Here is a 14661-nt window from a genome sequence, read left to right on the forward strand (position 1 = left end):
GTAGGTGTCTTGCTACTCTGACACCTTAAATTGAAGTTTACACTGATCTTCTTAGCACTCTGTTGATCACCAAAATTGTCCATAATTATTCACCTTTAAAGTGGTTCTTAAAAGTGGTGATTATTTCACATATTTCTTTACATACAGTTTTGCTAACTAATTGAATATCAGAATGTTTTAATATTTACAACTATTCCATAGAATTATATGGCGAAAGCATGCGTAAGTTAAGGGCTAAGAAAAGCCAGAGTATCTAAAAGGGTAAAATAAAATTGACCCCTGCACCAGAACTTTACAAGGGGCAATCATGTTGTGGCCAACAGGAGCAAATTCTACTTGGCCAAAGGGGGCAAAGCAGAGTGGCCTTTCCAACATACGAGGCCGATGGTTTTATCAACTTTTTCTGTACTATCAAAAATACATACATCGAAGAAAAACTGCTTGACGACAAAGAAAGAATAGACTACAATCGCCTGAAGCCTGTACTATTTGAAATGCCCACACACAAATACTTGGCAACAGGAAAAATCTTAGGAGACAACGTAAAGATGGGCAAGGCCTATCAGTCACAAATGGAAAAATAAATAGAATATGAATGTTTTAGTCATCTCAGGTCACAACGACTTAAAAAACTCAGTGGCAAATGCTGCCATCATCAAAGAAATCGAACGGCAACTGCCCGAAGTGGAAATGCGAAAGCTGGACGAGCTCTATCCTGACTATCGGATAGACGTACCTGCAGAGCAAGCGGCTCTTCTCAAAGCCGACCTCATTGTATGGCAATTTCCATTCTATTGGTACACCATGCCGGCACTGATGAAAAAATGGCTCGATGAGGTCTTCCTGCATGGTTTTTCCCACGGCTCCAAAGGGGTACTGGGAGGCAAGAAGTTTCTCGTGTCTTTCACTACAGGCGTACCAGCTGTGGCCTATACCGGAGAGGCTGATGCCATTGCTGACATCAATCGTCTGACAGAACTCTACTCGGCCACGGCCAAACTATGTCGGCTCGACTATCAAGGCGCTATGTGGATCAACGGTGTGAGCTACACCTCCCGGCAGACACCCGAGGGCATAGAGCAGCAGCGACAGGAGGCTGTGGCATACGCCGGCAGACTGGTAGAGAGAATCAAGGAAATAATGAACCAATAAAACATGAAGACTATGTATAATTTAGAGAACAAAGTGGCCATCGTGACTGGTGGCGGATCGGGTATCGGACAGACTATTGCCTTGCGTCTTGCCGACGAAGGTGCCCACGTGGTGATTATCGGCAGAACGGAAAAATCGTTGAAGGAGACGGCGGAGAAACATGAAAACATCAGCTATGTAGTGGCCGACATCACCAAGACTGCCGACCTTGAAAGGCTCTTCTCTGAGGTAAAAGTTAAGTTTGGCCGTCTGGACATACTTGTCAACAATGCCGGCGTGGCTCCCGTCACACCGCTTGAAAGCCTGAAAATGGAGGAATACGACAATACTTTCAACATCAATGTGCGCGGCATCGTAGATGCAGGCAGACAGGCTCTCCCCTTGTTGAAAGCAAGCCACGGAACAATCATCAACATATCCTCGTCGGTCAGTCTGCGTCCCATGGCCAACATGTCGGTCTACTCGGCAAGCAAGGCCGCTGTCTCAGTCATCACGAAAGCGTGGGCCCGTGAGTTTTCCAAAGAGGGTATTCGCGTCAATGCCATCAACGTAGGCCCCATTTGGACACCTATCTACGAGAAAACAGATTTGGATCCCGAAGCAGCCAAGAAGCACATCGAAACCGTACAGGCACTTATTCCGATGGGGCGTTTCGGCAAACCGGAGAAGATTGCCGCAGCCGTTGCATTTCTTGCATCCGATGAGGCCAGCTTCGTGAGCGGTTCTGAATTTGCCGTAGACGGCGGATTCACAGCCTGATGTTTAACCGTTAAACGAAGAAACAATGTTTATTGTAGATGCAAAAGTAACACCGGGTGAGCAGACGCGGTCGCTCATCAGCGTGCATGAAGAGTTTCTCAACAAGAAGTTTGATGAAGGAATATTCGTGATGTTCGGCTTGAACAAGACCTTGGAGTGGCATGGCACCATCATCGCCAAAGCCGAAAGTCTGGAAACGCTTCAGGAGCATCTCGCCGAAGACCCGTTATTGAAAGCTGGTTGCGTAGAATATTCCATACAGGAGTTTCATGCGGCAAGAATCGCAGAACACATTACGGAATAGCCCGGAGCACATGGGCGTTTCAAATATTATATGCCATATTGGTCCAAACCTTGAAACTTCTGCTTGATGGTTTGCCGTCCGCGGAAGATGTTCACTTTCACCTGCTCCTCGGTAATACCCAGAATGATGGCAATGTCTTTGTAGCTTTTTCCCTCGAAGTCGCGTAGCTGAATGCAGCTGCGCTGCTTCTCGGGCAGGGCGTCCACGAGTTGCCGCACAATGGCCAGCTGGTCGTGTTCTATGGTGTGTTCCGAGGGAGTGGGCATGTTGGAGGGCTGTTCGGCCTGCCCTTCGTCCAGCGTGGCGTTGCGGTTGCCGTGCCGTTTGATGCTGTCCAGCGAGAGATTGCGGCACACCGTGAAGCAAAACGCCTCCATGTTGTCTATCTTGTCCCAGCTTTCGCGTCGGTTCCACACCTTGATGAGCGTTTCCTGCACGATGTCTTCGGCCTCGGCACTGTTGAGCGTGATACGCAGCGCGAGGCGATAGAGCTGATTTTTCAGCGGCAGGATGTCGGTGTGGAAACGATTTTGATACATCATGGTTGTGGCATTCGGGTACGGATCACCGTGCCGTGCCGTCCGTCTATGGCTGTGGCGAGGGTGATGATGACACGCCCCACACCGGCCTCTACGGCCTGCAGCGCATTCTCTATCTTGGGAATCATGCCACCCGAAATGGTGCCGTCGGCCCGATAGCGTACAAAGTCGGTCCGGGTAATCACGGGGATAACGCTGCCGTCGTCCTCGGGATTGGCCAGCACGCCAGGCTTCTCGAAGCTGTATATCAGCGTCACGTCATACTGGCCAGCCAAGGCCTTGGCCGTCTCTGCGGCAATGGTGTCGGCGTTGGTGTTGAGCATGTGTCCTTGTCCGTCGTGTGTCAGCGGGGCCATCACGGGCGTCACCCCGCGCCCGATAAGGGTTGCAAGGGCAGGCCCGTCCACATGGTCTACGTCGCCTACGAAGCCATAGTCAACCACAATCGGTGTGCCACCATCAGTAGCAGGGGTGGAGACAGGTGCCCGCTTGTGGCTGCGTATCACACCCATGTCTGCCCCTGTGAGGCCCAGGGCGTTGATGCCGTTGGCCTGGAGTCTGGCCACGAGGTTCTTGTTCACCAGTCCGCCGTACACCATGGTTACCACCTCGAGCATTTGCCGGTCGGTGATGCGTCGGCCGCCCACCATCCGGCTCTCGATGCCCAGTGCGGCTGCAACCTTGGTGGCGCGTCTGCCCCCGCCGTGCACCAGCAGCTTGTTGCCGGATATGGCGGCGAAGTCCTGCAACAGTTGGTTCAGGCGTTCCTCATCTTCTACAATGGCTCCGCCCACTTTCACGATAGTCAGTTGTTCTTTCATTCTTTTCGTCAGGAGTTATGGAGTTAAGGAATTATGGCTTACCTTGCTCGCCGGAGTAAAGACAAATGCCTGTTGGAGTCACATTCTTTCTTCTTTACTGCTATATTCCAGGGTGGCGTTGTACCCCTCCTGTTGGGGTGGCGGGGGAGAACTCTATTCCAAATACGTATATCCGTACAGCCCCGAACGATAGTTGTTCAGGAACTCCTTGCCCTCTTCAAGCGAGATTTTGCCTTGCTTCACACTTTTCGTCACCCACTGCTCCAGCTGGCGCACCAGCTTCTTGGGATTGTACTGCACGTACTCCAGCACCTCCTCTACGGTCTCGCCGTCGAAAATCTGGTCTATGTTGTACTTGCCGTCTTTCACACTGATGTGGGCTGCCGTGGTGTCGCCGAAGAGATTGTGCATGTCGCCCAGAATCTCCTGATAGGCTCCCACGAGGAACACGCCCAGGTAATAGGGCTCATTTTTCTTGAGCGGGTGGAGCGGAAGCACGTGCGAAACATGGCCGTCCGACACGAAGTTGGCTATCTTGCCGTCCGAGTCGCAGGTGATGTCCTGCAGCGTAGCCTTGCGTGTGGGCCGTTCGCCCAACCGCTGTATCGGCATGATGGGGAAGAGCTGGTCTATGGCCCAAGAGTCGGGAAGGCTCTGGAAAAGCGAGAAGTTGCAGAAATATTTGTCGGCCAGCAGCTTATCAAGGCCGCGCAGCTCGTCGGGCACGTGCTTCATTCCCTTGGCCAGCGTGTTGATTTCGTGGCACACGCTCCAGTACATGGCCTCTATCTCGGCCCGTGTGCGCAGGTCCACAATGCCGTGCGAGAAAAGCTCCAGCGCCTCGTCGCGTATCTGTTCCGCGTCGTGCCAGTCCTCGAGCATGCTCTTGGGATTCAGGTTGTCCCATATCTCGTACAGGTCCTTGGCCAGCTGGTGGTCGGTGTCCTTGGCCTCAAACTCCTCTGGCATTTCGGGCAGCGAGGCCGTTTCCAGCACGTCGATGACCAGCACCGAGTGATGGGCTGCCAGCGAACGCCCGCTCTCTGTGATGATGTTGGGATGGCTGATGTCGTTCTTGTTGGCTGCATCGACAAAGGTATAGACGCAGTCGTTCACGTATTCCTGGATGGAATAGTTCACCGAACTCTCACTGTTCGACGACCGCGTGCCGTCGTAGTCCACGCCCAGGCCGCCGCCGCAGTCCACAAAATCCACGTCGTAACCCATCTTGTGCAGGTTGATGTAGTACTGCGCCGCCTCGCGCAGGGCCGTCTGTATGCGGCGTATCTTGGTGATTTGGCTGCCGATGTGGAAGTGAATGAGTTTCAGGCAGTCGTGCATTCCCATGCTGTCCAGCTTCTCCAAGGCCTTGAGCAGCTCTGACGAGTTCAGTCCGAACTTCGAGGCGTCGCCGCCGCTCTCCTCCCATTTGCCCGACCCCGACGAGGCCAGTTTGATGCGGATGCCCAGGTTGGGCTTCACCTTCAGGCTCTTGGCCACGCGGGCAATGATGTCCAGTTCGTTCAGTTTCTCCACCACGATGAAGATGCGTTTGCCCATCTTCTGGGCCAGCAGGGCCAGTTCGATGTAGCTCTGGTCCTTGTAGCCGTTGCAGATGATGAGCGAGTCGCTTTGGCACTGCACGGCAATCACGGCGTGCAGTTCGGGCTTGGATCCGGCCTCCAGCCCTAAATTGAACTTGCGGCCGTGCGAGATAATCTCTTCCACCACGGGTTGCATCTGGTTCACCTTGACGGGGTAGATGATGAAGTTCTCGCCCTGAAAGCCATATTCCTTCTTGGCTTTTTCAAAGCATGAGGAGGTCTTCTCGATGCGGTTGTCCAAAATGTCGGGGAAGCGCAGCAGCACGGGCGGCGTGACATCGCGTAGAGCCAGCTCGTCCATCACGTCGCGCAGGTCTATTTGAGTGTTGTCCTTGCAGGGCGTCACATAGACGTCGCCCTTGTCGTTGATGCCAAAGTAGGAAGTGCCCCAGCCATTAATGTTGTAGAGCTCCTTCGAATCTTCAATCGTCCACTTCTTCATTGTTGCGTGTAAAAGAGAATAAGCGTAAAAAAGTAAAAGGGTAAAAGAGAAACTGCGGGGGAAGCACTCGGGAAGACATAGGGGAGCATTAGCGCAGCCCCAGCGTCTCTTTCAGCTTGTCCACCGTGATTTTGATTTTGTCGTAGTTGTCCATCAGGGTCACGTCGAGGGTATGCCGGGCCTGTACATAGTAGGCTTCGCGTTGCCCGAGCTGCTCATGGATGAAAGTCTGCACCTCTTCGGGTGTCTTGTTGAGCAGCAGGGGGCGCACGGTCTTTCCCATTTTCAGATGGCGGTAAAGCACTTCCGGCGTACACTTCAGGTAGACCGACTCGCCCTGGCGGTTGATGTAGTCCATGTTGTCGAAGAAACACGGTGTGCCGCCCCCGCAGCTGATGACCACGTTCTCGAACTCGGCCACCTCGTGCAGCATGTTGTGTTCTATCTGTCGGAACCTTTCCTCGCCCTGCTCGTCAAAGATTTGCCTCACGCTCTTGCGCATGCGGCTCTCGATGTACCAGTCCAAGTCGTAGAAAGGCATGCGCAGGTCGGCGGCCAAGGCCTTGCCCACGGTGGTCTTTCCCGACCCCATGTAGCCGATGAGAATGATGCGAAAGCCTCTCTCCACCCCTCCGGGCGAGGGTGTTCCGGCACTGGTGGATGGCGGGTCGGCCGCGTCTTTCGTTAACTTTTCCATGGTTTAAAGCGGATGTGCAAGGCCTTTCGGCCGAGTTTGACGCTCCCGGGCGGGCTACCCGCCCCTCTTGAGGCGAGGCCTGGGGAGCGTCTACTTCCTTGTCCTCCTCGTCTTGGCCTTGGGCTCCGGGGCATTTTTCACGATGTCCATGCACTCCTCGAAGCTCAGGTCGGCGGCCAAGGCGCGTTCGTGCAGCTTCTTGTCTATGCGGTAGTTCTTGCCGTCGTAGGCGATGTAGGGGCCGAAGCGGCCTTTCAGCAGTTCCAGTTTCGGGTCTTCCTCATAGGTCTTGATGTGCCGTTCTTTCTCCTGTTTGCGCTTCTCCTCGATGAGGGCCACAGCCGTGTCGAGGGTGATGGTCATGGGGTCTTCGGTCTTGGGCAGCGACACATACTTCTTGTTGTGCAGCACGTAGGGGCCGAAGCGTCCGGCACCGATGGTCACGGCGCCCCCCTCGAACTCGCCAATCTTCCGGGGCAGCTTGAACAGTTCCAGGGCCTCGTCCAGCGAAATGGTCTCGATGCTCTTGTCTTTGGGCATCTGGGCAAAGAGGGGTTTCTCCTCGTCGTCGGCCGAACCTATCTGCACCACGGGGCCGAAGCGCCCTATCTTCACAAACACAGGCCTGCCCGTCTTGGGGTCCCGGCCCAGTTCGCGCTCGCCGGCCTTGTGCTCCGAACGGGCTTTCATCACCGAGTCTACCGTGGGCTCGAAGTCCCGATCGAACTTGCTCATCATCTTTCCCCACTCTTCCTTGCCCTCGGCAATGCGGTCAAACTGGCTCTCCACCTTGGCCGTGAAGTTGTAATCCATGATGTCGGGGAAGTTTTGCAGCAGGAAATCGTTCACCACGATACCGATGTCGGTGGGCAGCAACTTGCCTTTTTCCGAGCCGGCCATCTCTTTTCTCTTGCGTGGCGTTATGAGATTGCCCTGCAGGGTGTCGATGACATAGTAGCGTTCGGTGCCGCTCTTGTCGCCTTTCTGCACGTACTCGCGCTGCTGGATGGTAGAGATGGTGGGGGCGTAGGTCGACGGGCGGCCGATGCCCAGCTCCTCGAGCTTGCGCACGAGGCTGGCCTCCGTGTAGCGCAGCGGGCCCTGCGAGAAACGTTCGGTCGAGCTAATCTCCCGACGTTCCAGCCGGTCGTTGGTTTTCAAGGCCGGCAGCAGGTGGGTCTCCTCCTGGTTGTTGTCCTCGTCGTCGGTCGATTCGCGGTACACTTTCAGGAATCCATCGAAGACCACCACCTCACCGTTGGCCACGAATTTCTCGTCAGTGCCGTTCACGTCGATGGTCACCGTGGTCTTCTCTATCTGTGCATCGGCCATCTGCGAGGCGATGGTGCGCTTCCAGATGAGGTCGTAGAGCCGGCGTTCCTGGGCAGTCCACTCCTGCCCGGCCTCGTGCATGAAGGTGGGGCGGATGGCTTCGTGTGCCTCCTGTGCGCCTTTGGAGTGGGTCTGGTAGTTGCGGGGCTTGCTGTAGTTTTCGCCGTAGGTCTTCACAATCTCCTCCTTGCTGGCGTTGATGGCCAGCCCCGAGAGGTTCACACTGTCGGTACGCATGTAGGTGATGCGGCCGCTCTCGTACAGGCGCTGGGCAACCATCATGGTCTGGCTCACGGTGAAGCCCAACTTGCGGGCGGCCTCCTGCTGCAGGGTCGAGGTGGTGAAAGGGGGTGCGGGGGTGCGTTTCAGCGGCTTCTTCACGATGTTGCCCACCACGAAGGTGGCGTCCTTGCACTTCTCCAGAAAGGCCAGAGCCTCCTCGTGGGTGTTGAAGCGCTTGTCCAGTTCAGCCTTCACCTCGCTCTTGCTGCCGTCGGCATTGGTCACGGCGAAGATGCCGTTCACGCGGTAGTAGGGCTCGGTCTGGAAAGCTTGTATCTCGCGTTCGCGCTCCACGATGAGCCTCACGGCCACGCTCTGCACGCGTCCGGCCGAGAGGGCGGGCTTCACCTTGCGCCAGAGCACCGGCGAGAGCTTGAAGCCCACGAGCCGGTCGAGTACGCGGCGGGCCTGCTGGGCGTTCACCAGGTTCATGTCCAGGTGGCGCGGATGTTGTATGGCCTCCAGGATGGCAGGCTTGGTAATCTCGTGGAAGACGATGCGCGAGGTCTTGGTCTCGTCCAGTCCGAGCACCTCGCAAAGGTGCCAACTGATGGCCTCTCCCTCGCGGTCTTCATCGGATGCGAGCCAAATCTTGCTGGCAGCCTTGGCATTTTTCTTCAGTTCGCTGACGATTTTCTTCTTCTCTTCCGGAATCTCATAGTCGGGTTCCAGTGTGTTTTCATCTATGCTGAGCTCCTTCTTCTTCAAGTCGCGGATGTGTCCATACGAGGACATTACCTTGAAATCCTTGCCGAGAAACTTCTCAATGGTCTTGGCTTTTGCGGGGCTCTCTACGATCACCAGATTGTCTTGCATATCTCCTGTTTGTGATTTAACGGTTGGCAAAAGTAATTAAAACTTTCGCTTGCACCTTATTATATAGAGATTAATTTAGTTTTTTTAATAGATGGGGTGGCGGAGGCGGAGGACAGAACAACGGCTGGTTTTAGACATAACAACGGTTATTTTTAGACATAACAACATATTAAACATATGGCTGGCGCGGTGGGTTTAAAGACATAGTAACAAAATAACATGTGGCTGACGCGGTGAATTTTTAACCTAAAAACAGGGCAGCCGGAGGACCATGCCACGGGAAAGGATATTGGCATAGGGGGCGGCCGGTGCAGAGGCTGGCCCGTTTGGAATAAGCGTTTAGGGTGGCTGGAAACGCCGGCACGGGAGCATCGTCATGTCATGACACCGTTTTCGCGATGCGTTTACGGTGAAATCACGACGCGTTTACGCCGTTGCCGCAATGCGTTTGCGACGTAATCACAACGCATGTACACCGTGGTTGCGACGCATGTACATCGTATTCCAAACATGATTCGTGTTGAACGTTTGTTCCAAACGTAGGGGCCGGCGCAGAGGTCGGGCCCTATGTCAAACCCCTTTCCTGCGGCATGGTCCTCCGGCTGCCCTGTTTTTAGGTTAAAATTCACCGCGTCAGCCACATGTTATTTTGTTACTATGTCTTTAAACCCACCGCGCCAGCCATATGTTTAATATGTTGTTATGTCTAAAAATAACCGTTGTTCTGTCTAAAGCCAGCCGGTGTTCCGTCCGTCACGGGTAGTATGTCTACCACGAACGGGGTATATTTTGAAATAATTACAGGGAAGCTTTGTCGTTGAAAGAAAAACTGTTTACCTTTGCATCCGCAAGACCTGGCGAGTGGATGCCGGGTTCTGTCAAGTTTCATTTCTTTAAACTCAAACGATGATTAAGCAAATAACAGCACTGGTGGATGGGCTGTTGCACCTCTCCGCCTCTTTGAAAGGTTTCGGCGTTCACCTGATTCGTGTCGCCATTTTCATTATTTTCGTATGGATTGGAGGCCTCAAGTTCTTCAACTACGAGGCCGAGGGCATCGTGCCTTTTGTGGCCAACAGCCCTTTCATGAGCTTCTTTTATGCCAAGGAGGCGCCCGAATACAAGGACTACAAGCTCAAGGAGGGCGAGTTTGACGCCCGTAAACACCAGTGGCATGAGGAGAACAACACCTACGTCTTTTCCAAGGGCCTCGGCATTCTTATCATGACTTTCGGTGTGCTTACGCTGTTGGGCATCGTGTGGCCCAAGGTGGGCTTCGTGGGAGCAGGGCTTGTCTTTCTCATGACCATCGGCACCCTCTCGTTCCTGGTCACTACGCCCGAGGTCTGGGTGCCCGATTTAGGCAGTGGCGAGCACGGCTTCCCCCTGCTCACCGGAGCCGGCCGTCTGGTCATCAAAGACGTGTGCATCCTGGCGGGTGCCGTGGTAGTGGCTGCCGATTGCGCCCAGCGCATCCTGGCCCGCCGCCGTGAAGACTGATTCAGAGAAGACTTTTGGTTACCGCCCCTTGCCGTTTCCGCTCTGCCAAGTGGCTGGGTACGACTCGATGAAGTCGCGTAGCCCTTGGCGCACGGAGCGCAGTCCGAACAGCTCCGTGCGGATGTCGGCCAGCGGAATCCACTGGCAGTCGGCCGCGTCGTCACGGGCTTCCGGCCGGCTGCAGTCGTCCACTTGGCAGAGAAAGAAGCTGTCAAGTGTCTTCACTTCAAAGTTGGAGTAGAGGTAAACGTTGGGATAACTGAAGAGATAGCGCAGGCGCGATACCGTGAGTCCTGTCTCTTCCAGCACCTCGCGCCGCACGCCTTGCTCGGCCGTTTCGCCGATGTCGGCAAAGCCGCCGGGCAGGTCGAGTGTGCCTTTGGCCGGTTCTTTCTTGCGCGTGATGACGAGCAGCTCGTCGCGTTCGTTCAGGATGAACGCCACGTTGGCCGCGCTGGGATTCAGGTAATACTCGAATCCGCAGTGGCGGCAACGCTTGCTTTTCTCGTCCTGCTCCTCAAAGTGGCTGCTTCCGCACGCAGGACAGTAGATGAATTTGCTGAGTGGATGCATCGGCGGTTTCCTTTACAGCATGGCTTTGATTTCGGCGTCGAGGTCCTTAATCTGGACGTCGCGCTTTTGCAGCACGTTGTTCTTGTCGATGAGGAAGTAGGTGGGCACGCTCTGCACATTGTATTGGGCGGCGGCCGGCGAAGCCGTTCCGGCCTCGTCGTGCACGCTGATCCAGGGCAGGGCGGCCACGCTCTCTTTCCAGAAATGCTCGTCGGGGTCGAGGCTCACCTGGTAAATCTCCAGGCCTTGGGCGTGGTATTTGTTGTAAAGGTCGCGCAGGTGCATGATGCGGGCCGTGCTCGTCTTGGTGGCAAAGACGTGGAAATCGAGCAGCACCACCTTGCCCCGCAGGCCGGTGAGCCGCCGGATATGCCCCCGGTTGTCGGGGAGGGCAATCTCAATGACCCCGCTGGCCGACACCTTGCTGGCGTCGATGGTCTGGCTCTGCTCGGCCTGAATGATGCGCACGTTCTTCATTCCCTCGATGGCAATGTTGTGCAAATTCTTGCCGCGCTCGGTGTTGGGGTAGTAGGTGTCCCAGCTGGTGGCCACGGCGGCAAACACTTGCACGTCTTCTTTCTTGCTGCGCGGGTCGAAGATGAGGGCCGTCTGCCCGCCCACGTTCACCGTCTGGAACAGGGCAAAATAGGCGTAGGCCTTCATCGGCTCCTTGAAGATGTAGTTGCGTTTCACCCGGTCTTTGTAGGCCGCCACAATCTGGCGGATGCTGTCGGCCTCGCTGTCGTAGGACACATTGGGGTTTTGGGTGATGGCGTTGATCTGTGCCTGGAGACTCATTTGCATCACGGCCAGCTCCTTGATTTTGGAGCATTCTTCCGAGCCTTTCACGTCGTACTGCCCCGACATGGTGGGGTAGGAGGCTTTCACGGCGATGTTTTCCGTGGAGTCCACGGCTATGTTGATGATCTGTCGGGCTATGCGCAGCCGGTAAAATTCGGGGTGGTCGGCTGCCGTGCCGTCGAAGCTGAACGAGCCGTCTTCGCCCAGTTTCACCGAGTCTACGGTGACGGCGCCGTTGAGACTCATGTTTTCAAAATAGAGAAGAGAGTCGCGGGCTTCGGTGATGGTGCCTGAAATGTGGAATTTCTTGCCCGTGCATGAGGTGGCAGCCAGCGCGGCCAGCACGATGGCGGCGGCTGCCAGACGATGGAATATCTTCATAATCAGCGGTTGATGTGTTCGTTGCGACCTGTCCGTGATGGTTTGTGGAATAGTCGTTTGCAAAGTTAATGCAAATCGACAAAAAAACAAAAAATAATGCTCTTTTCTTCTTCTTTCTCGCTTTTAATGGGTATCTTTGCCCCCGTTATATTTTTAGATGTAAGTCAAAACAATAAAGTTTTTTAGATTTTAATGAACGTAATTACGAAAACCGTTCAGTTGCCAGATGGCAGAACCATCTCAATTGAAACCGGAAAGGTTGCGAAACAGGCCGACGGCGCCGCTGTCCTTCGTTTGGGGAACACCGTATTGCTGGCCACTGTTTGTGCAGCCAAAGAGGCAGTTCCGGGTACAGATTTCATGCCTTTGCAGGTAGATTATCGTGAGCAGTACAGTGCTGCAGGCCGCTTCCCCGGCGGATTCACCAAGCGCGAAGGCAAACCCAGCGACGAAGAGATTCTTACTTCACGTCTCGTAGACCGTGCCCTTCGTCCGCTTTTCCCATCAGACTACCATTGTGAAGTTTATGTGCAGGTGATGTTGCTCTCTGCCGACGGCGTGGATCAACCCGACGCCCTGGCCGGTTTTGCAGCATCTGCCGCTATGGCTTGCTCCGATATTCCATTCGACTATACGATTTCCGAGGTTCGCGTGGCCCGTGTCAACGGTGAGTACGTGGTGAATCCCACTTTCCAGCAGATGGCCGAGGCCGACATGGACCTCATGGTTGGCGCCACCAAAGACAACATCATGATGGTGGAAGGCGAGATGAAGGAGGTGACCGAGCAGGATCTCATCGCAGCCCTCAAGGTGGCCCACGAGGCCATCAAGCCGATGTGTGAGCTGCAGGACGAGCTGGCCCGCGAGCTTGGAACCGACAAGAAGCGCGAGTACGACGACGAGGTGAACGACGAGGAACTGCGCACACAGGTGAAAGGCCTCTACCAACAGGTCTACGATGTGAACCGTCAAGCCCTCGAAAAGCACGCCCGTCACGATGCTTTCGACAAGATTCTGGCCGATTTCCTCGAGGCCTATGATGCCGCCCATGCCGATCTCGCCGCCGAAGAGCTGGACGAGAAACACGCTGAGGCCGCCCGTTATTACGACGACGTGATGCGCGATGCCATGCGCCGCTGCATCCTCGACGAGGGTTTGCGCCTTGACGGCCGCGCCACGACCGAGATTCGCCCCATCTGGTGCGAGGTGTCGCCGCTGCCCATGCCCCACGGAAGCGCCCTCTTCCAGCGCGGCGAGACGATGAGTCTCTCCACTTGCACGCTGGGCACCAAGCTCGACGAGAAGCTCGTCGACGGCGTGCTCAACCGCAGTTACCAGCGTTTCCTGCTCCACTACAACTTCCCCCCGTTCTCCACGGGCGAGGCCAAGGCCCAGCGTGGCGTAGGCCGTCGTGAGGTGGGCCACGGCCATCTGGCCTGGCGTGGACTGAAAGATCAGATTCCTGCCGACTTCCCTTACACTGTGCGTCTGGTGAGCCAGATCCTCGAGAGCAACGGCTCTTCGTCGATGGCGACCGTTTGTGCCGGTACGTTGGCCCTGATGGATGCCGGTGTGCCCATGAAGAAACCGGTGGCCGGCATCGCCATGGGACTCATCAAGAATCCCGGCGAGGACAAGTATGCCATCCTGAGCGACATCCTCGGTGACGAGGACCACTTGGGCGACATGGACTTCAAGACCACCGGCACCAAGGACGGTCTCACCGCCACGCAGATGGACATCAAGTGCGACGGACTGTCGTTCGAGATTCTGGAAAAGGCTCTCATGCAGGCGAAGGCCGGCCGCGAGCACATCATGGGCGAGATGATGAAGACCATGAGCGAGCCGCGTGCCGAGATGAAGCCGCAGGTGCCGCGCATCGTGGCCATCGAGATTCCCAAGGAGTTCATCGGTGCCGTGATTGGCCCGGGCGGAAAAATCATCCAGCAGATGCAGGAAGACAGCGGTGCCACCATCACCATCGACGAGGTCGACGGCGTGGGCAAGGTACAGGTTTCCGCACCCAACAAGGACAGTATCGATATTGCCCTGGGCAAGATCAAGGCCATCGTGGCCATGCCCGAGGTCGGCGAGGTGTACGATGGCACCGTCAAGAGCGTGATGCCCTACGGCTGCTTCGTCGAGATTCTGCCGGGCAAGGAGGGACTGCTCCACATCTCCGAGATTGAGTGGAAACGCCTGGAGTCGGTCGAGGAGGCCGGCATCAAGGAGGGCGACAAGATCAAGGTGAAGCTCCTGGAGGTCGATCCCAAGACGGGCAAGTACAAGCTCTCCCACCGTGTGCTCATCGAGAAGCCCGAAGGCTATGTGGAACGTGAGCGTCGTCCGCGTGGCGACCGTCGTCCGCGCCGCGACGGCGACCATCGTCCCCACCGTTTCGAGCACCGCGACAACGATTTTTCGGGCGAGGAGTAACCGCTCCTTGCGCTTCAGGGCTGCCGGCGGGCTCTGAATATCAATCATCAAAGGGATGGGAACAAGAGGCTTGGCCTCGTTCCCATCCCTTTTTCTTTTTCCTGCACCCGGCGTTTGCCGGGCCGCGTCGCAAGCCTCTTTCTCCTCCTTTCCTCTGCGTTTCTGCGTGAAAGGAATTCCCCTCTCGCGTGAGCAGGAAACGCCTCCTCCCGGGGCTGGCTC

Annotated in this window: 13 protein-coding genes; 6 read left to right on the forward strand and 7 right to left on the reverse strand. The window is 55.6% G+C overall.

Going from position 1 to position 14661, the window contains the following annotated elements; genetic code table 11:
* Positions 1–272: 272 nt before the first annotated feature.
* From L888_RS14480 to L888_RS0108070, 4 genes are read left to right on the forward strand one after another with little or no spacing between them, the layout of a single operon-like run.
* Positions 273–584, forward strand: a complete 312-nt coding sequence (locus L888_RS14480; protein ID WP_052323293.1) for a hypothetical protein — start codon at positions 273–275, stop codon at positions 582–584.
* 7 nt (positions 585–591) lie between these two features.
* Positions 592–1152 (forward strand): NAD(P)H-dependent oxidoreductase, encoded by a 561-nt coding sequence (locus L888_RS0108060; RefSeq protein WP_027952523.1) that lies wholly within the window; start codon positions 592–594, stop codon positions 1150–1152.
* A 12-nt stretch (positions 1153–1164) separates the two neighbouring features.
* The gene (locus tag L888_RS0108065) at positions 1165–1911 is read left to right on the forward strand and encodes an SDR family NAD(P)-dependent oxidoreductase (protein WP_027952524.1); all 747 of its coding nucleotides are present in this window, start codon (positions 1165–1167) and stop codon (positions 1909–1911) included.
* 25 nt (positions 1912–1936) lie between these two features.
* A complete protein-coding gene (locus L888_RS0108070) occupies positions 1937–2215 on the forward strand; it encodes a YciI family protein (RefSeq protein WP_005845593.1) in 279 nt (92 codons plus the stop codon).
* Between the two features lie 26 nt (positions 2216–2241).
* Here the strand turns inward: L888_RS0108070 and L888_RS0108075 are convergent, their stop codons facing one another.
* The 5 genes from L888_RS0108075 to topA all read right to left on the reverse strand — a co-directional run bounded on the left by L888_RS0108075 (position 2242) and on the right by topA (position 8748).
* Entirely contained in the window at positions 2242–2757 is a 516-nt protein-coding gene (locus tag L888_RS0108075) for an RNA polymerase sigma factor (RefSeq protein WP_005845595.1), read from the reverse strand.
* Positions 2754–3575 carry an acetylglutamate kinase gene (gene argB / locus L888_RS0108080; RefSeq protein WP_027952526.1) on the reverse strand — a complete coding sequence of 274 codons (822 nt, stop codon included), beginning with the start codon at positions 3573–3575 and terminating at the stop codon, positions 2754–2756. Before argB ends, L888_RS0108075 begins: the two co-directional genes overlap by 4 nt.
* 153 nt (positions 3576–3728) lie before the next feature.
* Positions 3729–5621 carry a biosynthetic arginine decarboxylase gene (speA, locus tag L888_RS0108085; RefSeq protein WP_005845599.1) on the reverse strand — a complete coding sequence of 631 codons (1893 nt, stop codon included), beginning with the start codon at positions 5619–5621 and terminating at the stop codon, positions 3729–3731.
* Between the two features lie 88 nt (positions 5622–5709).
* The gene (locus L888_RS0108090) at positions 5710–6318 is read right to left on the reverse strand and encodes a shikimate kinase (RefSeq protein WP_005845600.1); all 609 of its coding nucleotides are present in this window, start codon (positions 6316–6318) and stop codon (positions 5710–5712) included.
* A 90-nt stretch (positions 6319–6408) separates the two neighbouring features.
* Positions 6409–8748 (reverse strand): type I DNA topoisomerase, encoded by a 2340-nt coding sequence (topA, locus tag L888_RS0108095; protein WP_027952528.1) that lies wholly within the window; start codon positions 8746–8748, stop codon positions 6409–6411.
* A 906-nt stretch (positions 8749–9654) separates the two neighbouring features.
* Here topA and L888_RS0108100 point away from each other — a divergent pair.
* The gene (locus L888_RS0108100) at positions 9655–10248 is read left to right on the forward strand and encodes a DUF417 family protein (protein ID WP_044248988.1); all 594 of its coding nucleotides are present in this window, start codon (positions 9655–9657) and stop codon (positions 10246–10248) included.
* 18 nt (positions 10249–10266) lie between these two features.
* Here the strand turns inward: L888_RS0108100 and L888_RS0108105 are convergent, their stop codons facing one another.
* Both L888_RS0108105 and L888_RS0108110 read right to left on the reverse strand, forming a co-directional pair.
* Positions 10267–10821, reverse strand: a complete 555-nt coding sequence (locus L888_RS0108105; protein ID WP_027952530.1) for an NUDIX hydrolase — start codon at positions 10819–10821, stop codon at positions 10267–10269.
* 12 nt (positions 10822–10833) lie between these two features.
* Positions 10834–12003 (reverse strand): TlpA disulfide reductase family protein, encoded by a 1170-nt coding sequence (locus L888_RS0108110; protein WP_015298313.1) that lies wholly within the window; start codon positions 12001–12003, stop codon positions 10834–10836.
* Between the two features lie 192 nt (positions 12004–12195).
* On the opposite strand from L888_RS0108110, the gene pnp reads away from it, so the two are divergent.
* Complete coding sequence (pnp, locus tag L888_RS0108115; protein WP_027952531.1) at positions 12196–14439, forward strand: polyribonucleotide nucleotidyltransferase; 2244 nt, start codon at positions 12196–12198, stop codon at positions 14437–14439.
* The last annotated feature ends 222 nt before the right edge of the window (positions 14440–14661 follow it).

Origin of the sequence: Hallella seregens ATCC 51272 (assembly GCF_000518545.1) — a bacterium.
GTDB classification, from domain to species: Bacteria; Bacteroidota; Bacteroidia; order Bacteroidales; family Bacteroidaceae; genus Prevotella; species Prevotella seregens.

Coding starts and splice junctions, on each gene's coding strand:
- L888_RS0108060 (WP_027952523.1), top strand. CDS start 592: ATGAATGTTTTAGTCATCTCAGGTCACAACGACTTAAAAAACTCAGTG.
- L888_RS0108065 (WP_027952524.1), top strand. CDS start 1,165: ATGTATAATTTAGAGAACAAAGTGGCCATCGTGACTGGTGGCGGATCG.
- L888_RS0108070 (WP_005845593.1), top strand. CDS start 1,937: ATGTTTATTGTAGATGCAAAAGTAACACCGGGTGAGCAGACGCGGTCG.
- L888_RS0108075 (WP_005845595.1), bottom strand. CDS start 2,757: ATGATGTATCAAAATCGTTTCCACACCGACATCCTGCCGCTGAAAAAT.
- argB (WP_027952526.1), bottom strand. CDS start 3,575: ATGAAAGAACAACTGACTATCGTGAAAGTGGGCGGAGCCATTGTAGAA.
- speA (WP_005845599.1), bottom strand. CDS start 5,621: ATGAAGAAGTGGACGATTGAAGATTCGAAGGAGCTCTACAACATTAAT.
- L888_RS0108090 (WP_005845600.1), bottom strand. CDS start 6,318: ATGGAAAAGTTAACGAAAGACGCGGCCGACCCGCCATCCACCAGTGCC.
- topA (WP_027952528.1), bottom strand. CDS start 8,748: ATGCAAGACAATCTGGTGATCGTAGAGAGCCCCGCAAAAGCCAAGACC.
- L888_RS0108100 (WP_044248988.1), top strand. CDS start 9,655: ATGATTAAGCAAATAACAGCACTGGTGGATGGGCTGTTGCACCTCTCC.
- L888_RS0108105 (WP_027952530.1), bottom strand. CDS start 10,821: ATGCATCCACTCAGCAAATTCATCTACTGTCCTGCGTGCGGAAGCAGC.
- L888_RS0108110 (WP_015298313.1), bottom strand. CDS start 12,003: ATGAAGATATTCCATCGTCTGGCAGCCGCCGCCATCGTGCTGGCCGCG.
- pnp (WP_027952531.1), top strand. CDS start 12,196: ATGAACGTAATTACGAAAACCGTTCAGTTGCCAGATGGCAGAACCATC.